This window comes from Mesorhizobium sp. WSM4821, assembly GCF_055901555.1.
This window is the reverse complement of record NZ_CM148371.1, coordinates 3,178,337-3,197,761: the sequence shown is the minus strand read 5'-3', so window position 1 is coordinate 3,197,761 and position 19,425 is coordinate 3,178,337. Positions and strand designations below refer to the sequence as shown.

19 protein-coding genes are annotated in these 19,425 nt (G+C 63.6%); 13 read left to right on the top strand and 6 right to left on the bottom strand.

Annotated elements, in window-relative coordinates; all coding sequences use genetic code 11:
- Positions 1-37: 37 nt before the first annotated feature.
- The 4 genes from AC0NID_RS15380 to AC0NID_RS15365 are packed head-to-tail and all read right to left on the bottom strand — an operon-like array spanning position 38 to position 4,400.
- Positions 38-628 (bottom strand): DUF447 domain-containing protein, encoded by a 591-nt coding sequence (locus AC0NID_RS15380; RefSeq protein WP_473453929.1) that lies wholly within the window; start codon positions 626-628, stop codon positions 38-40.
- A gap of 3 nt (positions 629-631) precedes the next feature.
- On the bottom strand, positions 632-2,026 hold the full coding sequence (locus tag AC0NID_RS15375; protein WP_473453930.1) for a DUF6513 domain-containing protein: 1,395 nt from the start codon (positions 2,024-2,026) through the stop codon (positions 632-634).
- Positions 2,019-2,570 (bottom strand): flavoprotein, encoded by a 552-nt coding sequence (locus AC0NID_RS15370; RefSeq protein WP_473453931.1) that lies wholly within the window; start codon positions 2,568-2,570, stop codon positions 2,019-2,021. The genes AC0NID_RS15375 and AC0NID_RS15370 overlap by 8 nt, the downstream gene beginning before the upstream one ends.
- 3 nt (positions 2,571-2,573) lie before the next feature.
- Positions 2,574-4,400, bottom strand: coding sequence for a (5-formylfuran-3-yl)methyl phosphate synthase (locus AC0NID_RS15365; protein WP_473453932.1), 1,827 nt, complete (start codon positions 4,398-4,400; stop codon positions 2,574-2,576).
- 303 nt (positions 4,401-4,703) lie between these two features.
- Between AC0NID_RS15365 and AC0NID_RS15360 the strand changes: the two genes are divergently transcribed.
- The 6 genes from AC0NID_RS15360 to AC0NID_RS15335 all read left to right on the top strand — a co-directional run bounded on the left by AC0NID_RS15360 (position 4,704) and on the right by AC0NID_RS15335 (position 9,912).
- Positions 4,704-5,945, top strand: coding sequence for an ABC transporter substrate-binding protein (locus tag AC0NID_RS15360; RefSeq protein ID WP_473453933.1), 1,242 nt, complete (start codon positions 4,704-4,706; stop codon positions 5,943-5,945).
- A gap of 66 nt (positions 5,946-6,011) precedes the next feature.
- Positions 6,012-6,938, top strand: coding sequence for a YVTN family beta-propeller repeat protein (locus AC0NID_RS15355; protein ID WP_473454048.1), 927 nt, complete (start codon positions 6,012-6,014; stop codon positions 6,936-6,938).
- Between the two features lie 38 nt (positions 6,939-6,976).
- On the top strand, positions 6,977-7,483 hold the full coding sequence (locus AC0NID_RS15350) for a cupredoxin domain-containing protein (RefSeq protein WP_473453934.1): 507 nt from the start codon (positions 6,977-6,979) through the stop codon (positions 7,481-7,483).
- A 139-nt stretch (positions 7,484-7,622) separates the two neighbouring features.
- Positions 7,623-8,411 (top strand): ATP-binding cassette domain-containing protein, encoded by a 789-nt coding sequence (locus AC0NID_RS15345; RefSeq protein WP_473453935.1) that lies wholly within the window; start codon positions 7,623-7,625, stop codon positions 8,409-8,411.
- Positions 8,408-9,283, top strand: coding sequence for an ABC transporter permease (locus AC0NID_RS15340; RefSeq protein WP_473453936.1), 876 nt, complete (start codon positions 8,408-8,410; stop codon positions 9,281-9,283). Before AC0NID_RS15345 ends, AC0NID_RS15340 begins: the two co-directional genes overlap by 4 nt.
- Entirely contained in the window at positions 9,283-9,912 is a 630-nt protein-coding gene (locus AC0NID_RS15335) for a hypothetical protein (RefSeq protein WP_473453937.1), read from the top strand. Before AC0NID_RS15340 ends, AC0NID_RS15335 begins: the two co-directional genes overlap by 1 nt.
- 26 nt (positions 9,913-9,938) lie before the next feature.
- Here the strand turns inward: AC0NID_RS15335 and AC0NID_RS15330 are convergent, their stop codons facing one another.
- Both AC0NID_RS15330 and AC0NID_RS15325 read right to left on the bottom strand, forming a co-directional pair.
- Positions 9,939-10,139, bottom strand: coding sequence for a hypothetical protein (locus AC0NID_RS15330; RefSeq protein WP_145722022.1), 201 nt, complete (start codon positions 10,137-10,139; stop codon positions 9,939-9,941).
- A 198-nt stretch (positions 10,140-10,337) separates the two neighbouring features.
- Positions 10,338-11,306, bottom strand: coding sequence for a LysR family transcriptional regulator (locus AC0NID_RS15325; protein WP_473453938.1), 969 nt, complete (start codon positions 11,304-11,306; stop codon positions 10,338-10,340).
- A gap of 121 nt (positions 11,307-11,427) precedes the next feature.
- Between AC0NID_RS15325 and AC0NID_RS15320 the strand changes: the two genes are divergently transcribed.
- From AC0NID_RS15320 to cbbX, 7 genes are read left to right on the top strand one after another with little or no spacing between them, the layout of a single operon-like run.
- On the top strand, positions 11,428-12,489 hold the full coding sequence (locus AC0NID_RS15320; protein ID WP_473453939.1) for a class 1 fructose-bisphosphatase: 1,062 nt from the start codon (positions 11,428-11,430) through the stop codon (positions 12,487-12,489).
- Positions 12,490-12,494: 5 nt separating this feature from the next.
- Positions 12,495-13,367, top strand: a complete 873-nt coding sequence (locus AC0NID_RS15315) for a phosphoribulokinase (RefSeq protein ID WP_473453940.1) — start codon at positions 12,495-12,497, stop codon at positions 13,365-13,367.
- A gap of 10 nt (positions 13,368-13,377) precedes the next feature.
- The gene (gene tkt / locus AC0NID_RS15310; RefSeq protein WP_473453941.1) at positions 13,378-15,399 is read left to right on the top strand and encodes a transketolase; all 2,022 of its coding nucleotides are present in this window, start codon (positions 13,378-13,380) and stop codon (positions 15,397-15,399) included.
- A 13-nt stretch (positions 15,400-15,412) separates the two neighbouring features.
- Positions 15,413-16,492, top strand: coding sequence for a class II fructose-bisphosphate aldolase (gene fba, locus AC0NID_RS15305; protein WP_473453942.1), 1,080 nt, complete (start codon positions 15,413-15,415; stop codon positions 16,490-16,492).
- Between the two features lie 36 nt (positions 16,493-16,528).
- Positions 16,529-18,007, top strand: coding sequence for a ribulose-bisphosphate carboxylase large subunit (locus tag AC0NID_RS15300; protein WP_473454050.1), 1,479 nt, complete (start codon positions 16,529-16,531; stop codon positions 18,005-18,007).
- A gap of 15 nt (positions 18,008-18,022) precedes the next feature.
- The gene (locus AC0NID_RS15295) at positions 18,023-18,457 is read left to right on the top strand and encodes a ribulose bisphosphate carboxylase small subunit (RefSeq protein ID WP_473453943.1); all 435 of its coding nucleotides are present in this window, start codon (positions 18,023-18,025) and stop codon (positions 18,455-18,457) included.
- An 8-nt stretch (positions 18,458-18,465) separates the two neighbouring features.
- Positions 18,466-19,413, top strand: coding sequence for a CbbX protein (cbbX, locus tag AC0NID_RS15290; RefSeq protein WP_473453945.1), 948 nt, complete (start codon positions 18,466-18,468; stop codon positions 19,411-19,413).
- Positions 19,414-19,425 lie beyond the last annotated feature (12 nt).

Below are 19,425 nucleotides of genomic sequence, written 5' to 3'. Positions count from 1 at the left end.
TCAGCCCGGACGCTTATCCTGGTTCAGCCTATCCGGCTCACCCCCGCGCATCCTCGCCGCTGGCATCCTTGGCTGCCATGTGCTCGCCGACACGCTGCATCAGCCAGCCCCAGGCCTCCTTTTCGCCCTCGCCCGCGGTCTTTTCGACGGCGATCGAAAGGTAGGCTATCTCAGCCTCGATCTTGTCGCGCGGCAGCATGCCGAGCCGGCTGACCAGGATGGCCAGTTCCAGAACCGCTGCCTTGGCGCGATTGAAGCCGGTGAACGGCGCATGCGTTTCCTCTCGCACCACGCGGCAGAAATGGCGGGGCCGCATGGCATCGTCGTCGACGCTTTCGACCTCGAGGACCGAATGCGCGAGCGCCGCCGCGAGCCGCGGCACCGCAAACCCGTCGACGGGAACGGTTGGCCAATGCTTGCGGCCGGTCAGGCAGCCGGCAAAGATGCGAACGTCGTCGGTGTAGTTGGCGATGGCGAATGGCACTTCGGCGAGATTGTCGAGCGTGACCGACGGCCGGAACGGCGCGATCACCCAGCCGTCCTTTTCGGCGATGATGCCGATCGGCGCTATGTGGACGTCGCCGGTCTTGTTGACGGTGGTGATGATCGATTCGCTGATATAGGGCATGGTTTAGCGCTCTTTCTTCGCGCGAAGTGTGTGGCCCGCTTCGGCAAGACGGGTGCGGTCGGTTTCGGGAGCCGGCGCGGCAACGCCCCATGCCAGCGGCTCGTCCTGCACATAGCGCTTGCCGAGGCGCCACGCGATCTCGGCCTTCATCAGTTCCGCGCCGAGATAGAAGGCGTGCGCGCCATCGGCCTCGACGCCAAGCCCGATAAAGAGTTCGAACGCATCCCTGGCCACCGCATGGCCTTTGCCGTTGAAAACATGGATGCCGTCCTCGGCGGTCATGATGCGGAAGTTGGCGTCGCGCACCTCTGCCGCAAGCGCTGCGATATCACCGGTCGAGGCGGTGAACGGCTTGCGGTCGTGAACCTGCAGCAGCCCCGGATGGTAACTGCGCGGCAGCGCACCGTCGTTCCTGGCGGCAAACAGGATACGGCGGGCAATATCGTGCTCCTCGATCGTCCGCAGCGTGTGCGGGCTGACATGCACGGCAAGCAGGTTTCGGATCTGAAGTTCCGAGCAGAGCCCGGCCAGAACGGCGGTAACGCCGGAACTGTCGGCGTCGGTCAATTCGGTTAGATTGCCGGTGCCCATCAGCAGTTCGACATCGGTCCAGCGGCGGCGCGCCTCGATGAAGCGCCCGAGCGAGGCGGCAAAGCCGAAATGGATCGGGTCGAGCACGGGATCGGCGATGAAGGCGACGCCGGCCTTTTGCGCCGCTTCGATGGCCCGTCCGAGCGAATCCAGGTCGCCGGGGGCGGACGGGATCAGCACCGGTACAGCCTTGTGGCCGAAGGCCAGCGGCAGCGTGTTCTCATCGAGGCTGAGAAGATAGTCCGCACCGGCGCGTGCGCCGACCGACAGTTCGTCCGTGCTGGCGGAATCGACACTGACCAGAAATCCCCGTGCCTTCAGCGCGAGCACCGCCTCTTCCAGCAATGGAAACGGCGTTTCCGGCAGGCAGCCGAGGTCGATGACGTCGGCCCCGGCCGCGGCAAGCGCCCGCGCCCGCGCCACCAGCCCTTCGACCGACAGCATCGGCGCATCGACGATTTCGGCGAAGATGCGCATGTCGTGACGCGAAAGGTCTGGCGGCTCGCCCGCCCGGCCGAGAAAGGCCGGCAGGTCGGCGATCTCGTCGGGGCCGCGTATGAAGGGCACGCCGAAATGGTTCGATAGGTGCTCGATGTCCCCCCGATAGCGGCCGGGCAGGATGACGCGGTCGGCGCCGCCTGTCAGGGTGAGCCGCCGCTTGATGATCTCTTCGGTCATTAGCGCGGCGACCTTGACGCCGATGTCGATGATCTCCCACGCAAATTCGGTTTCGCCTAGTCCGGCCAGCAGCCGTTCCAGCCGGACCTTGGCCAGATGGCCGGTAAGGAAGACCAGCCGCTCAGCCATGGCTTGCGAGTTCGGCGTGGCGCCGTCTGACCGAGGTTTCGAGATCGGCGAGCGACTCGACCACCTCAGTCCGCTCGAAGCTCTTCAAAAGGTTGGTATTCTCCAGGTCGATCCGGCGCGGATAGACCTTGACCAGCCCATGCGGCGCCATGGTTTCGAGTTCCGGCGCGGTGTCGCAGGCAAAGACGATGGCCGGCACCCGGCATTTTCCCGCCTGGGCAAAGACATTAGTGGCGAGCGTATCGGAAATGCCGTGCACGCATTTGGCGACCGTATTGGAACTGGCCGGCGCCACCACGACCGTGTGATAGACGCCATGATAGAATTCGCCGACTGGGATCGCGCTCGCCGTCTTGTCGTGCAGCACGCGAGTGGTCTGCGGGAAATCGAGCTTGAGCTTGTACATGCGCAGCACTTCGTTGGCGGCTTTCGACACGAAGACATCGCAATGCTCGAGCTGGTGAATGAGTGCGAAGCTCTCCGTAAAAAAATGACCGGAACCGGTCAAAACCCATGCCCAGCGCGGCGTATGCAGCGTCGCCATCGCCTATCCTGCTTTTCTTGCCGGCCTGCCCGGCGCCGCGATCGCGACGCCGGGCAGGTTGCCCGCCGCGAGCAGCGCCCCGGCCCCGGCTGCATCTTTCGGGCCGGCGAGATGGAACTCAACGCCGTCGGGCAGCATGGCGGCGAAGCCGGCGTCGACGATGCCTCTGGTGGCCAGGCTGTCGATAGTGTCGCTGCCGAAGAATGCGCCGGTCTGCTTGATCAAAAGCAGCGCCTTCGCACCGAGCTTGCCGGCAAGCCAGGCGGCAAGGGAATCGGAGGTGATGTCCCAGGACACCGGAATGTCCGGCGCCGACAGGGCCAATGACGACGGCAGCCATACCGGGACCTTACCAGCGTCCAACGCCCGCGCCATTTCTTGCAGCGACCGTGCCGGCGCCAGCCTTTCGTCGCGGTCGAGGATAATTTGGCCGAACTGCTCCATGGCGAGGATCGCCATGGAGTGGGCGGCGGTGTCGGAAAAATCCATGCGGATCTGCGTCTCGCGCACCTGGTCGGCGAAGAGGCCGCCGCCGGGCACAATGACGACCGGCAGCTTGGAACCGGCCAGCGCCGCGATCCAGCTTTCCAGTTCCGCCGCACGGACCGTACTGCCGCCCAGCTTGACGACCGCGCGCCTGACGACCTCTGGCCTTTCCTGTCGCGGCTGGGAAACAGCGCCTTGGCCTTTTCGGCCGCCAGAGCCGGAGGCAACGCCGCGGCCTGCCGATTGGCGCTTGCGTTCGATCTCGACGCCGACGCCGCCTGGGCCGAGTTCGAGCTTTTCCACCCTTACCGTGACGCGCACGACACGCGGGTTCTCCAGAATGTACGTCGCCACCTGCTCGGCCAGGGCCTCGCTCAGCTGGACGTGGCCCCGCGCAACGATGGTGCGAATGCCGTCCATGATGATGTCGTAGGAAAACACGTGGCGCATGTCTTCGGGATGGTCGGTGACTTGCAGCACGTCGGCGGTGACGTCGAAACGCACCTTCTGTGTATGGCCGTGCTCGAAGCTGTAGGCGCCGATCTGGACCGGCAGGACAAAGTCCCGCACGAAGATCTTGTCGGTGCCCAGCGTCGGGTCGGTGCCCGGCGAATAGCCCCTCGCCGCCAGCAGGCGGTAGTCGATGCTCGACGGGCCGCCAGCCCGGGAGACTTCCGGGACCAGTTCGCGGATCTGCGAAACCGCCTCGGCGCTGATCGAACCGGTGCGGCCGGAGTCGCCGCACAGCGCTCCGCGAAAACCGAGAAAATCGGGAGCGAAGGGCAACAGGCGCGGAATGTCGGGGGCCTCCAGCGATCCGCTCAGGCCAACCATGAGACCGAGCGATTTCGCTCGATCGACGAACCCCGGGATTTGCTCGGGCGGCAGATGGTCGAGCAGCCGCCCGTTTGCCTTGATTGCGGTGTCGACCATGGCGCCATGGAAACGATGTTTGGTAAATACCGGCAAAAGCTCGAAATCCGGCGCCAGATCGGCGAAAAGCACGGCGATCAGTTTCGTTCGTGCGGCGAGCGGTTCGAGCGCCGCCGCGCAAGCGGCGGCATTTGCCGACGGAAAAAAGCCTATCTTGACGTAATCGACGCCGGTGGCGGCGATCTCTTCGGCCTTGGCGCGGATCGTTTCTGGTTCCATCGGCAGGTCGCCGCACACCGCGCTGACCGGTGCCCGGCCGGCAATCAGCGAAATCGTCCGGCTGAGCGTTTGAATGGATACCGCGCCCAGCGCTCCCGCCTTCGGATCCTTCAGGTCGACGATGTCGACGCCGCCCGCAAGCGCGATCTCCGCCTCGTCGACGCCGGTGACGCTGGCCAGCATTCTGGTCATTGGACTTTCTCCGGAGGCAGGACGATCGTGTCGAGACGATTGATCTTCCGGTGAGAGGATTCGCCCCCCGCCTCGTCGGCGGCAGGTTCCCTGTCGGCAACGGCATTGCCGATCTTGGGCCCGTATACCGAAATCCGCCCGGCTGCCGTTCCGGCGAGAAGGCATGGGACTAAAGCAGACGCAAGAAGTCCACTTCTAGGGTTTGATAAATTTCGTGGGTCAGCTAAGCTCATTGCGGGCACCTTGACTTCGCGCCGGTCCGACAACAATCGGACTTTAGCGCAAGAACGGGTAATTTTTTCGATGACGAGCGCGGTGCCGTGCACTCTCGCGGCCTTTTTGTGCTTTTTTTCCCTGACCGTCAACGTTCCCGGCGCGCTAGCCCAGGAAGCGTCGCCGGCCGCAACGGCCAAGCCGGAGAAAAAGGTAACCGAAATCAAGATAGGCTATTTGCGCGCCTATGCGCCGCAGCTGGCTTTGTCGGTGGTCGACGTCCCGCCGCGCGATGAAGGTGTTGCCGGCGCCAAGGTGGCGATTGCCGACAACAACACGACCGGCAGCTTCCTCGGCCAGAAATTCAGCCTCGACGTGACCGAGGTAAAGCCGGATGCGGACGTCGTTCCGGCCTTCCAGGAAATGATCGCCAAAGGCGACCGCTATGTGGTCGCGGACCTCTCGGCCGGGCAATTGCTGTCGATCGCCGATCTCGCCCGCGACAATGGTGTCTTGATCTTCAATGCCGGCGCCACCGACGACAGTCTTCGCGAAGAGGAATGCCGTGCCAACATCTTCCACACCATACCGACGCGCAGCATGCTGGCCGACGGGCTGGCGCAATATCTCATCTGGAAGCAATGGCGGCGCTGGGTGCTGATCTACGGCTCGCACGAGCGCGACCAGCTTTTCGCCGAGGCGCTGCGCCGGGCGGCGACGCGCTTCGGCGGCGAGATCGTCGGCGAAAAGGAGTTCAAGGATACCGGCACGGCACGGCGGACCGACTCCGGCGTCGTCCAGATCCAGCGGCAGATGCCGGTCTTCACCCAGGACCTGCCGGAGCACGACGTGTTGCTGGTCGCCGACGAAAGCGAGGTGTTCGGCACCTACGTTCCGTTCCGCACCTGGATTGCGCGACCGGTCGCCGGCACCGCCGGCCTCACCCCGTCGGCCTGGCATCCGGCCAGCGAGCAATGGGGCGGCACCCAGATCCAGAACCGCTTCGCCAAGGCAAACGGCCGCCGCATGATTTCGAAGGACATGGCGGCGTGGACCGCGGTGCGCATTCTCGGCGAGGCCGCGACCCGCACGCAGGGCGCCGATCCGCGCAAGATGGCCGACTTCATCCGCTCCGACGATTTCTCGATCGCCGCCTTCAAGGGGCAGAAGCTGACCTTCCGCAAGTGGAACCAGCAGTTGCGGCAGCCGATCTTCCTCGGCGACAACAGGTCGGTCGTTTCGACCTCGCCGCAGGAAGGTTTTCTGCACCAGGTTTCCGAGCTCGACACGCTCGGGGTCGATGAGCCGGAAACGAAATGCGTGCTTGAGTAGAACCAATTGGGAGGGATTTCAGTGCAGAGAGCAGCTTACGCGCTCGCCATTTTCGCGACCGGCTTCATGGCCGGCCCGGCGGCCGCCTATACGGCCTATGTTTCCAACGAGAAGGACAACACGATGAGCGTCGTCGACACCGCGACGATGCAGGTGGTGAAGACCGTCAATGTCGGGCAGCGTCCGCGCGGCATCACCATCTCGCATGACGGCAAGCACGTTTATCTCTGCGCCAGCGACGATGATTCGATCGAGGTGATCGACACGGCAACCCTGGAGATCGTCGATACCTTGCCCTCCGGTCCCGACCCGGAACTCTTCGTGCTCTCGCCTGACGGCAAGACGCTCTACGTCGCCAACGAGGACGACAATCTCGTCACCGTCATCGACATCGAGAGCAAGAAGGTGCTGGCCGAGATCCCGGTCGGCGTCGAACCGGAAGGCATGGGCGTCAGTCCGGACGGAAAGACCATGGTCAACACGTCGGAAACGACGAACATGGCGCATTTTATCGATACGACGACCCACGAGATCACCCATAACGTGCTGGTGGACACGCGTCCGCGTTTCGTCGAGTTCACGCCCGACGGCAAGCAGGCCTGGGTGAGTGCCGAGATCGGCGGCACGGTTTCGGTGATCGACAATGCAACGCGCGAGATCGTCCACAAGATCACCTTCGAGATATCAGGCCTGAGGGCCGAATCCATCCAGCCGGTCGGCGTGCGCATCACCGCCGACGGCAAGAAAGCCTATGTGGCGCTCGGACCGGCCAACCGCGTCGCGGTGATTAACACCGAGACATACGAGGTCGAGAAATACGTGCTGGTCGGCCAACGCGTCTGGCAGCTCGCCTTCACCCCGGACCAGAAGACCATCATCTCGACCAACGGCGTGTCGAACGACATCACCTTCATCGACGTGGCGACCGACGAGCCGGTGCAGTCGGTGACCGTCGGCGCGCTGCCGTGGGGCGTCGTCGTCTCGCCCAATTGAATCAAACAGGCAGGAAAACAGCAGAAGGGTAGGAAATCATGCGGAATTTTCGGGCATTCGCATTCGTTGCATTGGTCGGCATGGCACTGACGCAGGGCCAGGTATGGGCGCAGGACGACGATGACGATGACGCGGCCGCCGGTGCCGCCGGTGCCGCCGCCAAGACGGAAGCCAGTCCCGAAACCGAGAAGGCAACCCGGGCCAGCAAGGACGTGCCGGAACTTGTCCTCGGCGCCAAGGACGACCAGTTCACCGTCAACCAGAAGGACTTCCAGCTGATCGCCGGCCAAGGCTATCGCTGGAAGATCACCGCGGCCGGCGGGCTGGAGTACAAATTCCACACCGACCTCTTCCGCAATGTGTGGAACAACCAGATCGTCATCAACGACCTCGAGGTGCACATGAACGGCGCACCCGCATGGCTCGAATTCGACGCCGACGGCACCATCCAGGTACAGTTCACCACCGTGAGGCCCGGCATCTACACGTGGTCGGTGCCCGACCTCGCCGACAAGGGCATGAAAGGCACGATCACGATCAAATAGGGTCACCGCAAGTGGGGTCACCGGAAAGCAGGGCCTGCGCCATCGAGCCCTGCGCGCCAGACTGCCGGTGCACCAGACTGCCGGTGTGCTAGACTCCCCGGGGCGTTAGACTATCGTCGACGACAAGGAGCCAGCCAGCGTGCAGCATGTGAGGACAAGCGGGCCAGGAGATGAGGTGGCGGCGCTCGACGTCGCCGGCGTCGGCCATTCCTATGGTTCGAAGCGGGCGCTCAACGAAGTCTCGTTCTCGATCGCGCCGGCGACGTTCACCGTTCTTCTCGGCCTCAACGGCGCCGGCAAGACAACCCTCTTCTCGCTGATCAGCCATCTTTACGACACGCGCCGCGGATCGATTCGCATCTTCGGCCATGACGTCAGCCGCGCCTCGGGCGAAGCGCTCAGGCGGGTCGGCATCGTGTTCCAGGCACGCACGCTCGACCTCGATCTCAGCATCCATCAGAACCTCTCCTACCACGCCTCGCTGCATGGCATCGGGGGACGCGAGGCCCGGCAGCGCATTGCCGCGCTGCTCGATACAGTGGACATGCAGGGCCGTCAGCATGACAAGGCACGCAGTCTTTCCGGCGGTCAGATGCGGCGCATCGAGATCGCCAGGGCGCTGCTCCACCGCCCGTCCCTGCTGCTGCTCGACGAGGCGACAGTCGGCCTCGACATCCAGTCGCGCGCGGGCATTCTCGCCACCATCCGCAAGCTCGTCGAAACCGAGGGCATCGGCGTGCTGTGGGCCACGCATCTGATCGATGAGGTTGAAGACGGCGACCATGTCGTCGTCTTGCGGCAGGGCGACCTGGTCGCCAAGGGCAAGGTGGCCGATGTCGTCAGGGCGAGCGGTACCGGTTCGATCCGCGACGCCTTTTCCAAGCTCAGCCGCATCGAACCTGCCGGCACCGCGGAGATATCGCCATGAGCGCTCCCGCAACGCCTGAAAAAATCGCTGGCATCGCGCCGGCGAGGTTCGAAGCGTTCGGCCTGCCCCACTATCTCATCTGCCTCAAGGGCGTCGTCCTGCGGGAATGCCTGCGCTTTCTGCACCAGCGCGAGCGCTTCATATCCTCGCTGGTCCGGCCGCTCATCTGGCTGTTCATTTTTGCCGCCGGATTCCGGCAGGTGCTCGGCGTATCGATCATCCCGCCTTACAAAACTTACGTGCTCTACGAGGTCTACATCACGCCGGGCCTGTGCGGCATGATCCTGCTGTTCTCGGGCATGCAGTCTTCGCTGTCGATGGTCTACGACCGCGAGATGGGCAACATGCGCACTCTGCTGGTCAGCCCCTTCCCGCGCTGGTTCCTGCTGGTGTCGAAGATGCTCGCCGGCGTCGCCGTATCGATCGCACAGGTCTATGCGTTCCTGATCGTTGCCTGGTTCTGGGGCGTCAAGGCGCCGCTGCTCGGCTATTTCATGGTGCTGCCGGCACTGTTCCTGTCGGGCATGATGCTTTGCGCGCTCGGCATGCTTTTGTCCTCGATGATCAAGCAGCTCGAAAATTTCGCCGGCATCATGAACTTCGTCATCTTCCCCGGCTATTTCGCCTCTCCGGCACTCTATCCGTTGTGGCGCATCCAGGAGGCGAGCCCGCTGCTCTACAAGATCTGCCTCGCCAATCCGTTCACCTACGCCGTCGAACTGATCCGCTTCGCCTTCTACGGCCAGGTCGACTGGCTGTCGCTGGGCGTCGTTGCCGGCTGCACGCTGCTGTTCCTTGCCGCCGCCATCATCGCCTACGACCCTTCGCGCGGCCTGATAACCCGCAAACAGGACACGGGAGGAAATGCCTGATGGCACGAATGAGCCTTGTTCGCAGCCTGGTTGCGCTTGCCCTGCTCGCGCCTGGCGTGAAAGCCAACGCGGCGAACGCCGATCCGGATTGGCCCTGCATACAGCGCAAGGTGCCGCAACTCTCGCTCGGCCAGATCTGGAACGGGCCGGAGCTTCCCCCGACGGCGAAGGACTGGTCGAAGGACCCCGCCATTTCCGCGCTGGTCGAGGAGGTGGCGGCCCGACGGGTGCCGATTGCGGAAGCCCAGAAGAAGATCAGGGATTTCGCCGCCGCCATGCCGGCTGAGCAGCTTGCACCGAAAATGGCGATGCTGGTGCAAGGCATGTTCGACCACATGGACGCCGAGCGTTCGAACGTGATGTCGGGCATTTCCCGCTACGCCCACAAGCAGCTCCAGATGGCCGCCGAATTGCGCAAGGAAGCCTCTGGCGTCGACGCATTGCAGGCAAAGCCCGATGCGGATCCCGAAGAGGTCGAACGGCGAACCGAACAGCTGAAATTCGCAACTCGAATTTTCAATGAGCGCGTCCAGTCGCTGACTTACGTCTGTGACGTGCCGACGATCATCGAGCAGCGGCTCTATCAATTGTCCAAGACTGTCTCGGAGACGCTCGCCGCGAAAAAATAGACCTTACCCGATCTTCGCGGCGGATCTCATATCCCCCGGCCGGGCAGCACGCGCCAGCGCTGCACGAAATAGCCGGGATGTGTCTCGACCCACCGGGCCACCAGCGGCTGCGCCTGCATGAAGGCGGTCCCGGGATTCATCGCCAGTCCGTCCACCATTTGTTCGCGCTGTTCACAGGTCTGCGGCACATCGGTCAGGCAGACCATCATAACGAGTGTGTAAAGCATTACCCCTTGTCCCCATCGAATTCCCGAACCCCATGCCCGGGAGGTTTCCGAGATACCGACCAGTCTGCAGGGGTCGCACATACAGATCGACAGGCGTGAAAGGACGTGGCCCCCGTTCTTTTCGCAGTGCAACATAACACACTGCTTATCTAACGCCAACGGTCGCCGGAGCGTTCTCCTTCTCGGATATGTCGGTCATTAAGGTCGACTTCCCTGTCCAACGTCATCCCGCTCTTTGGCGTGCGGATAGAGCTTGCCGAATAGGGGCAGGTACATCGCGCCCCTGCGCATCAGGAAATCGTGGAACGTCGCCATGGCCGGCGAGACCGCGTGATCGGTGCGCATCACCGAAAACCATTGCCGGCGGATCGGCATGCCGACAACGTCGAGGATGACCAGCCGGCCGGCCTCGGTTTCGGCGGCGATGGTGTGGGCGGAGATGAAGGCGATGCCGAGACCGGCCATCACCGCCTGCTTGATCGTCTCGTTCGAGCCCATCTCGACGCCGAGATCGTCGATGCGGCCGGGCACGTCGCTCAGGAATATTTCCAATGAGATGCGCGTGCCGGAGCCGGGCTCGCGAATGATGAAATGCTCTTCGGCGATCCGCTCCTTGGAAATGTCGCGTGCCGACGCCAGCGGGTGGTCGGGCGGCGCGATGATGACCAGCGGGTGATCGCCGAAGACCGAGGCATGCACCGGGACTTCCTTCGCCGGGCGTCCCATCAGCGCGATGTCGATGTCGTGGTTTTTCAGACTGTCGATCGTTTCGGCGCGGTTGCCGATGGCGAGCCGCATGTCGATGTCGGGATGCTCCTTCATGAAGCCGGCCATCAGCCGCGGCGCGAAATATTTGGCGGTGGAAACGACGCCGAGCCTCAAGCTGCCGGTGCGTACGCCCTTGATCGCGTCCATCCTGTCTTCGAGCAGACGAAGCCGCTCCTCGATGGCCTGCGCCGTCTCGACGAAGGCCAGACCTGCGGCAGTGGGACGCATGCCGTCTGAAGTCCGGTCGAACAGGGCCAATTGGAACTCCTCCTCCACCTGCCGCAACTGGATCGTCACCGCTGGAGGAGACAGGCCTAACACCTTGGCCGCACTGACGATTTTCCCATGGCTGATGATCGCCTGGACGGTCTTGAATTGCTTGAGCGTGAGGTTTCTCATGGCGCATACTAAAATTTTTTTAGTACGGAAGTAAAGTTATTGAATTTTACTTATCAGGCATCGTTTGTTTTCATTTCCCAATCCGGCCTCCGAGGAGATGCGGCTGGATCGGGAGGTTACGATGCCAGCGGCGACGCTCGACGCTTTTCTAAATTCCTATCTCGGCCCGCCCGACGAACTGCGCTCCGCGGTCGTCGCCACAATCCGTCAGCTGACGCAGGCCGCCACCAAGATCCGCAACACCATCAATCAAGGGGTGCTCGGCGCCGCCTTTGCCGGGACCCGCGGCGCCAACGCCGACGGCGACATCCAGAAGGATCTCGACATCCTCGCCGACGATATCTTCCTCGACGCCATGCGCCACGCTCCGGTGGCGCTCTACGCCTCCGAGGAACTGGAGCAGCCGGTCCTGCTCGACAGGCAGGCGCCTCTCGCCATCGCCATCGACCCGCTCGACGGCTCTTCCAACATCGACACCAACGTGTCGATCGGAACGATCTTCTCGCTCCTCCCTGCAACTGGCCTCCCTGCAACTGGCGCGCCGGATGGAAATCCGGCCGCCTCTTTTTTGCAGGCAGGCGTGAACCTGTTGGGGGCCGGATTCTTCATCTATGGGCCGCAGTTGGCGCTCGTTCTGTCGCTCGGCAGCGGCACGCATGTCTTCGTTCTCTCGACCAGGCTCGGCACTTTCGTCCAGGCCTACGAGAGCCGGATCATCCCGGCTCGCACCCAGGAGTTCGCCATCAACGCCGCCAACTACCGGCATTGGGACGAGGCGGTGCGCCTCTACATCGACGACTGCCTCGAAGGCACCGAAGGCCCACGCGGAAAGGATTTCAACATGCGCTGGATCGCATCCCTGGTTGCGGACTGCTATCGGATATTGATGCGCGGCGGTGTGTTCCTGTATCCAGGCGACCAGCGCAAGGGTTACCGCCAGGGGCGGCTGCGCCTCGTCTACGAGGCCAACCCGATCGCCTATCTCGTCGAACAGGCGGCCGGCGCCGCCACCGATACCATCACCCGCATCCTTGAGATCGAACCCGAGAGCCTACACCAGCGCGTGCCCGTGGTGTTCGGATCGGCGCGGGAAGTCGCCCGCATCACCCGCTACCACACCGAGCCCAGCGCGATCGGCGAGCGTGCGCCGCTGTTCAGCCGCCGCGGCCTTTTCAGGGCCTGAGCATCATGTCGGCAAAGCACCCCATCATCACCATCACCGGGTCGTCGGGCGCAGGCACCACCTCGGTCAAGCGCGTCTTCGATCTGATCTTCCGGCGCGAGAATATCGAGGCCGCCTTCATCGAGGGCGACGCTTTCCACCGCTACGACCGCGCCACGATGAAGGCGAAAGTGGCCGAGGAGGAGAAGACGGGCAACCCGAACTTCACCCATTTCAATGCCGAGGCCAACGAACTCGCGATCCTCGAAGAGGTGTTTGAGGAATATGGCCGCCGGGGCACCGGAAAGACCCGCACCTACATCCATGATGAGGACGAGGAGAAGCAGTACGGCACGCCGCCGGGACATTTTACCGAATGGCGCGAATTCCCTCCGAGCGACCTGCTCTTCTACGAGGGCCTGCATGGCTGCGTCGTCACCGACAAGATCGACCTTGCCAGGCACGCGGACCTCAAGATCGGCGTGGTGCCGGTCATAAATCTCGAATGGATCCAGAAGATCCATCGCGACCGCGCAACGCGCGGCTATTCCACCGAAGCGGTGATGGACGTGATCCTGCGCCGCATGCCGGACTATGTCCGCTACATCGTCCCGCAATTCTCGCAGACCGCCATCAATTTCCAGCGCGTGCCGATCGTCGACACGTCCAACCCGTTCATCGCGCGCTGGATTCCGACGCCCGACGAGTCGATGCTGGTCATCCGCTTCGCCAATCCCCGCGGCATCGATTTCCCATACCTGCTTTCGATGATCCACGACTCGTTCATGTCGCGGCCGAATTCCATAGTGGTGCCAGGCAACAAGCTCGACCTTGCCATGCAGCTGATCCTGACGCCGCTCATCCTGCAATTGATCGAACGCAAGAAACGCGTGTCGTGAGGAGGACGCCATGACCAGCCAAGCAGCCCTGAAGTCTGTCGCCGCCGCCGCCTCGGAGCGCGACATGGCGAATGCCATCCGCGCATTGGCGATGGACAGCGTCCAGAAGGCCAATTCCGGTCATCCGGGCATGCCGATGGGCATGGCCGATGTCGCGACGGTGTTGTTCAGCCGCTTCATCACCATCGATCCGTCCACGCCGGACTGGCCCGATCGCGACCGCTTCGTGCTTTCGGCCGGGCACGGCTCGATGCTGCAATATGCGCTGCATTACCTGCTCGGCTACGAGGACATGCCGATCGAGGAATTGCAACGGTTTCGCCAGTTGGGCAGCCGCACCGCCGGACATCCCGAATATGGCCATGCGCTTGGCATCGAGACGACGACCGGTCCGCTTGGACAGGGCATTTCGACCGCCGTCGGCATGGCGCTGGCCGAGCGCATGCTTGCCGCCCGCCACGGCGCCGATCTCGTCGACCATTTCACCTATGTGATCGCCGGCGACGGCTGCCTGCAGGAAGGCATCAGCCACGAGGCGATCGACCTTGCCGGCCACCTGAAGCTCTCCCGGCTGATCGTCTTCTGGGACGACAATGCGATCTCGATCGACGGGCCGACGTCGCTGTCGACATCGATGGACCAGCCGGCCCGGTTCAAGGCCGCCGGTTGGCATGTCCAATCGGTAGATGGCCACGACACGAAAGCCGTCGCCGCGGCAATCGAAGCGGCGCAGCAGTCGGATCGGCCGTGTTTGATCGCCTGCCGCACGGTGATCGGCAAGGGGGCGCCCAACCTGGGCGGTTCGGAAAAGACGCACGGCGCGCCGCTGGGCGATGCGGAAATCGCCGCGACCCGCGAAAACATCGGCTGGGCCCACGCGCCGTTCGAAGTGCCGGACGACATCCTCTTTGCCTGGCGCGAAATTGCCGAGCGCGGGCAAGCGGCACGGCATGCCTGGGAGCAGCGGCTTGGCGCCTCGCCGCGGCGCCAGGCCTTCGAGAGCGCGGTCGCCGGCAAGCTGCCCGAGGCGGTTTTCGAAGCGCTCGGCGCGTTCCGCAAGGAGCATGTCGAGAAGGCGACCAAGGTTGCAACGCGAAAAGCCTCCGAATTGGCGCTGGGCGCGATCAATGCCGCAACCGAGCTGACCGTCGGCGGCTCCGCAGACCTGACGCATTCGAACCTGACGATCACCAAGGGCATGGACTGCATAGCGCCGGGCGACTTTGCCGGCCGCTACATCCACTACGGCATCCGCGAGCACGGCATGGCCGCGGCTATGAACGGCATCGCGCTGCATGGTGGCTTCGTGCCTTATGGCGGCACGTTCCTGTGTTTCGCCGACTATGCGCGCGGCGCGATGCGGCTCTCGGCGCTCATGGGCCAGCGCGTCGTCTATGTGATGACGCACGATTCCATCGGTCTCGGCGAGGACGGCCCGACCCACCAGCCGGTCGAGCACTTGGCGATGCTGCGGGCCACGCCGAACCTCAACGTCTTCCGTCCGGCCGACATCATCGAAACGGCGGAATGCTGGGAACTGGCGCTGAAGAGCGAGAACCGGCCGAGCGTGCTGGTGCTGTCGCGCCAGAACCTGCCGATGCTGCGCCAAGCACACAGCGACGAGACACACAGCGGCGAGAACCGGTCGAGCCAGGGCGCCTACATCCTGCGCGAGCCAGCCGGGCACCGCGCCGTGACGCTGATCGCCACCGGCTCGGAGGTCGAGATCGCCGTTGCCGCGGCCGAACGGCTGGAGACCGAGCACGGCATCGCCGCCGCGGTCGTCTCGATGCCGTGCTGGGAGCTCTTCGAGGAACAGGACGCCGGCACCCGCAAGGCCGTCCTCGGCTCGGCGCCGCGCATCGCCATCGAAGCCGCGGCGCGGCTCGGCTGGGACCGCTGGATCGGCGACACCGGCGCTTTCGTCGGCATGGCCGGTTTCGGCGCCAGCGCCCCTGCCCCGGATCTCTACCGGCATTTCGACATCACGCCCGAGGCCGTAGCCGCGGCGGCGCTGAAGCTCATCATCTAGGAGAAACTCGACAATGGCCCGCATCACCCTTCGCCAGCTTCTCGACCACGCCGCCGAGCACGGCTACGGCGTTCCGGCATTCAACATCAACAACATGGAACAGGGCCTCGCCATCATGGAGGCGGCCAAGGCCTGCGACGCGCCGGTCATCATCCAGGCCTCGCGCGGCGCCCGCTCCTATGCCAACGACATCATGCTGGCCAAGATGATGGAGGCTTTGACCGAAATGCATCCGGCCATTCCGCTATGCATCCACCAGGATCACGGCAACAACGAAGCCACCTGCCTTTCGGCGATCCGCCACGGCTTCACCTCGGTGATGATGGACGGCTCGTTGATGGCGGACGCCAAGACGCCGGCCAGCTACGACTACAACGTCGCCATCACCGAACGCGTCGCGCGCATGGCGCATTGGGTCGGCGCTTCCGTCGAAGGCGAGCTCGGCGTGCTCGGCTCGCTGGAAACCGGCCAGGGCGAAGCCGAGGACGGGCACGGCGCCGAAGGTACACTTTCCCACGACCAGCTGTTGACCGATCCCGATCAGGCGGTCGACTTCGTGACCGCCACCCGGGTCGACGCGCTGGCGATCGCCTGCGGCACCTCGCACGGCGCCTACAAGTTCAGCCGCAAGCCGGACGGCGGCATCCTGGCCATGCAGGTGATCGAGGCGATCCACGAAAAGCTACCCGACACGCATCTGGTCATGCATGGCTCGTCCTCGGTGCCGCAGGAACTGCAGGACATCATCAACAAATATGGCGGCGAGATGCCCCAGACTTTCGGCGTTCCGGTCGAGGAGATCGAGCGCGGCATCCGCTACGGCGTGCGCAAGGTCAACATCGACACCGATTGCCGCATGGCCATGGCCGGGCAGTTCCGCCGCGTCGCGACGGAGGACCCGCGCGAATTCGATCCGCGCAAATTCCTGAAACCCGCCATGGACGCCTTGCGCGACCTGTGCCGCGATCGCTTCGAGCGCTTCGGCACCGCGGGCAACGCCTCGAAGATCAGGGTCATAGCCATGGACGAGATGGCGAAACGTTACGCCGCGGGAAAACTCGACCCGCACATCGCAACCGCGAAAGCCGCCTGAGCGGCAAACAGGAGACCTGTCATGAACAAGATCGACATGCCATCAGCAGGCACGCTCAAGGAAGGCAAGGAACGCTACAAGTCAGGCGTCATCCCCTACAAGAAGATGGGCTACTGGGAACCGGACTACCGGCCCAAGGAGACCGACCTGATCGCCATGTTTCGGATCACGCCGCAGCCCGGCGTCGACCACGAGGAGGCGGCGGCCGCCATCGCCGGCGAATCCTCTACCGCGACATGGACGGTGGTGTGGACCGACAGGCTGACCGCCTGCGAGCTCTATCGCGCCAAGGCGTTCAGATCCGAGCCGGTGCCGAACACAGGTCCCGACACCAAGACCGAGCAGCAGTACTTCGCCTACATTGCCTACGACCTCGACCTGTTCGAGCCGGGCTCAATCGCCAACCTGACTGCATCGATCATCGGCAACGTGTTCGGCTTCAAGGCAGTCAAGGCCTTGCGGCTCGAGGACATGCGCATCCCGGTGGCCTACCTCAAAACCTTCCAGGGCCCGGCGACCGGCATCGTGGTGGAACGCGAGCGGCTCGACAAGTTCGGCCGGCCGCTGCTCGGCGCGACGACGAAGCCGAAGCTTGGCCTGTCGGGCCGCAACTACGGCCGCGTCGTCTACGAGGCGCTGAAGGGTGGCCTCGACTTCGTCAAGGACGACGAGAACATCAACTCGCAGCCCTTCATGCACTGGCGCGACCGCTTCCTCTACTGCATGGAGGCCGTGAACAAGGCGTCGGCCGCGACCGGCGAAGTCAAGGGCCATTATCTCAACGTCACCGCCGGCACGATGGAGGAGATGTACGAGCGCGCCGAATTCGCAAAACAGCTTGGCTCCTGCATCGTCATGATCGACCTGGTCATCGGCTACACGGCGATCCAGTCGATGGCCAAGTGGGCACGCCGCAACGACATGATCCTGCACCTGCACCGCGCCGGCAACTCGACCTATTCGCGCCAGAAGAACCACGGCATGAATTTTCGCGTGATCTGCAAATGGATGCGGATGGCCGGCGTCGATCACATCCATGCCGGCACGGTGGTCGGCAAGCTGGAAGGCGACCCGCTGATGATCAAGGGATTTTACGACACGCTGCGCGAGGAGCGCACGCCGCAGAACCTCGAAACCGGGCTGTTCTTCGATCAGGACTGGGCCTCGCTCAACAAGGTGATGCCCGTCGCCTCGGGCGGCATCCATGCCGGCCAGATGCACCAGTTGATCCATTACCTCGGCGAGGACGTCGTCCTGCAGTTCGGCGGCGGCACGATCGGCCATCCGGACGGCATCCAGGCCGGCGCGACGGCCAATCGCGTCGCGTTGGAGGCGATGATCCTCGCCCGCAACGAGGGACGCGACTATTTGCGCGAAGGGACCAAGATCCTCGAACAGGCGGCCAGATGGTGCACGCCGCTGAGGGCGGCCCTGGAGACCTGGAAGGACGTCACCTTCAACTACGAATCGACCGACACGGCCGACTTCGTGCCAACCGCAACGCCCAGCTTCTAGACGAAAGGAACCGCCATGATGACCAATCCTGGAAACAAGGTCACGCAGGGACAGTTTTCGTTCCTGCCCGAACTGACCGATGAGCAGATTTCGGCGCAGATCAAATACGCGCTGAAAAACCACTGGGCGGTCAGCGTCGAGTACACGGACGATCCGCATCCGCGAAATACCTATTGGGAAATGTACGGCAACCCGATGTTCGACCTGAAGGACCCGGCGGGCATCCTGCTTGAAGTCGACAATTGCCGGAAAGCCATGCCCAACATGTATGTCCGGGTCACCGCCTTCGATTCGAGCAAGGGCTGGGAAGCGCCGCGCATGTCGTTCATCGTCAACCGGCCGCCCAACGAACCCGGATTCCGGCTGCTGCGCCAAGAGCGCGATGGCCGCAGCCAGGGCTATTCGATCGTGCCTTATGCGACCGACAGGCCCGAAGGCGAGCGGAGCTAGCCGAAGCCATGCTGGACGCGATAGCAAAGGGCGCTGCCGGGCAAGACGAATCGGTTGATCTGCAGGCCGAGTTCGAGGCGTCCAACATCGATGAGGTGATGGACAAGCTCGACCGCGAACTCGTCGGCCTGAAGCCGATCAAGAACCGCATCCGCGAGATCGCGGCTCTCCTCCTGGTCGACCGGCTTCGCCGCAAGTTCGGGCTGACCTCGGGCGCACCGACGCTGCACATGAACTTTACGGGAAATCCCGGCACCGGAAAGACCACCGTGGCGCTGCGGATGGCCGAAATCCTGCATCGCCTCGGCTATGTCCGCGAAGGCCATATGGTCGCGGTGACGCGAGACGATCTCGTCGGTCAGTATGTGGGCCACACCGCGCCCAAGACGCGCGAAGTGATCAAGCGCGCCATGGGCGGCGTGCTTTTCATCGACGAGGCCTACTACCTCTACAAGCCCGAGAACGAACGCGACTACGGCCAGGAATCGATCGAAATCCTGCTGCAATGCATGGAAAACAACCGAGATGATCTGGTTGTGATTCTTGCCGGCTACAAGAACAAGATGGACCGCTTCTTCGACAGCAATCCCGGCATGCGCTCGCGCATCGCCCACCACCTCGATTTTCCAGACTACGGCGTCAGCGAACTCAAATCGATCGCCGAGATCATGCTGGCGGAGCAGAATTACCGTCTCAGCGAGGCGGCGGCCAAGGCGCTCGAAGAGTATCTCCCGATCCGCATGCGGCTGCCGCATTTCTCCAACGCCCGCTCGGTCCGCAATGGGCTCGACCGGGCGCGGCTTCGCCAGGCCAACCGGCTTTTCGCGTCGCGCGAGCGGGCGTTGACGAAAACCGACCTTGTCACCATTGAAGAATCCGATATTCGCGGCAGCCGCGTGTTCGCGGAAGGTAAGCTCGAAGGCGAACCGACAGACGAAGGCGCGCTGACAAGATGACGCCGGTTGGTG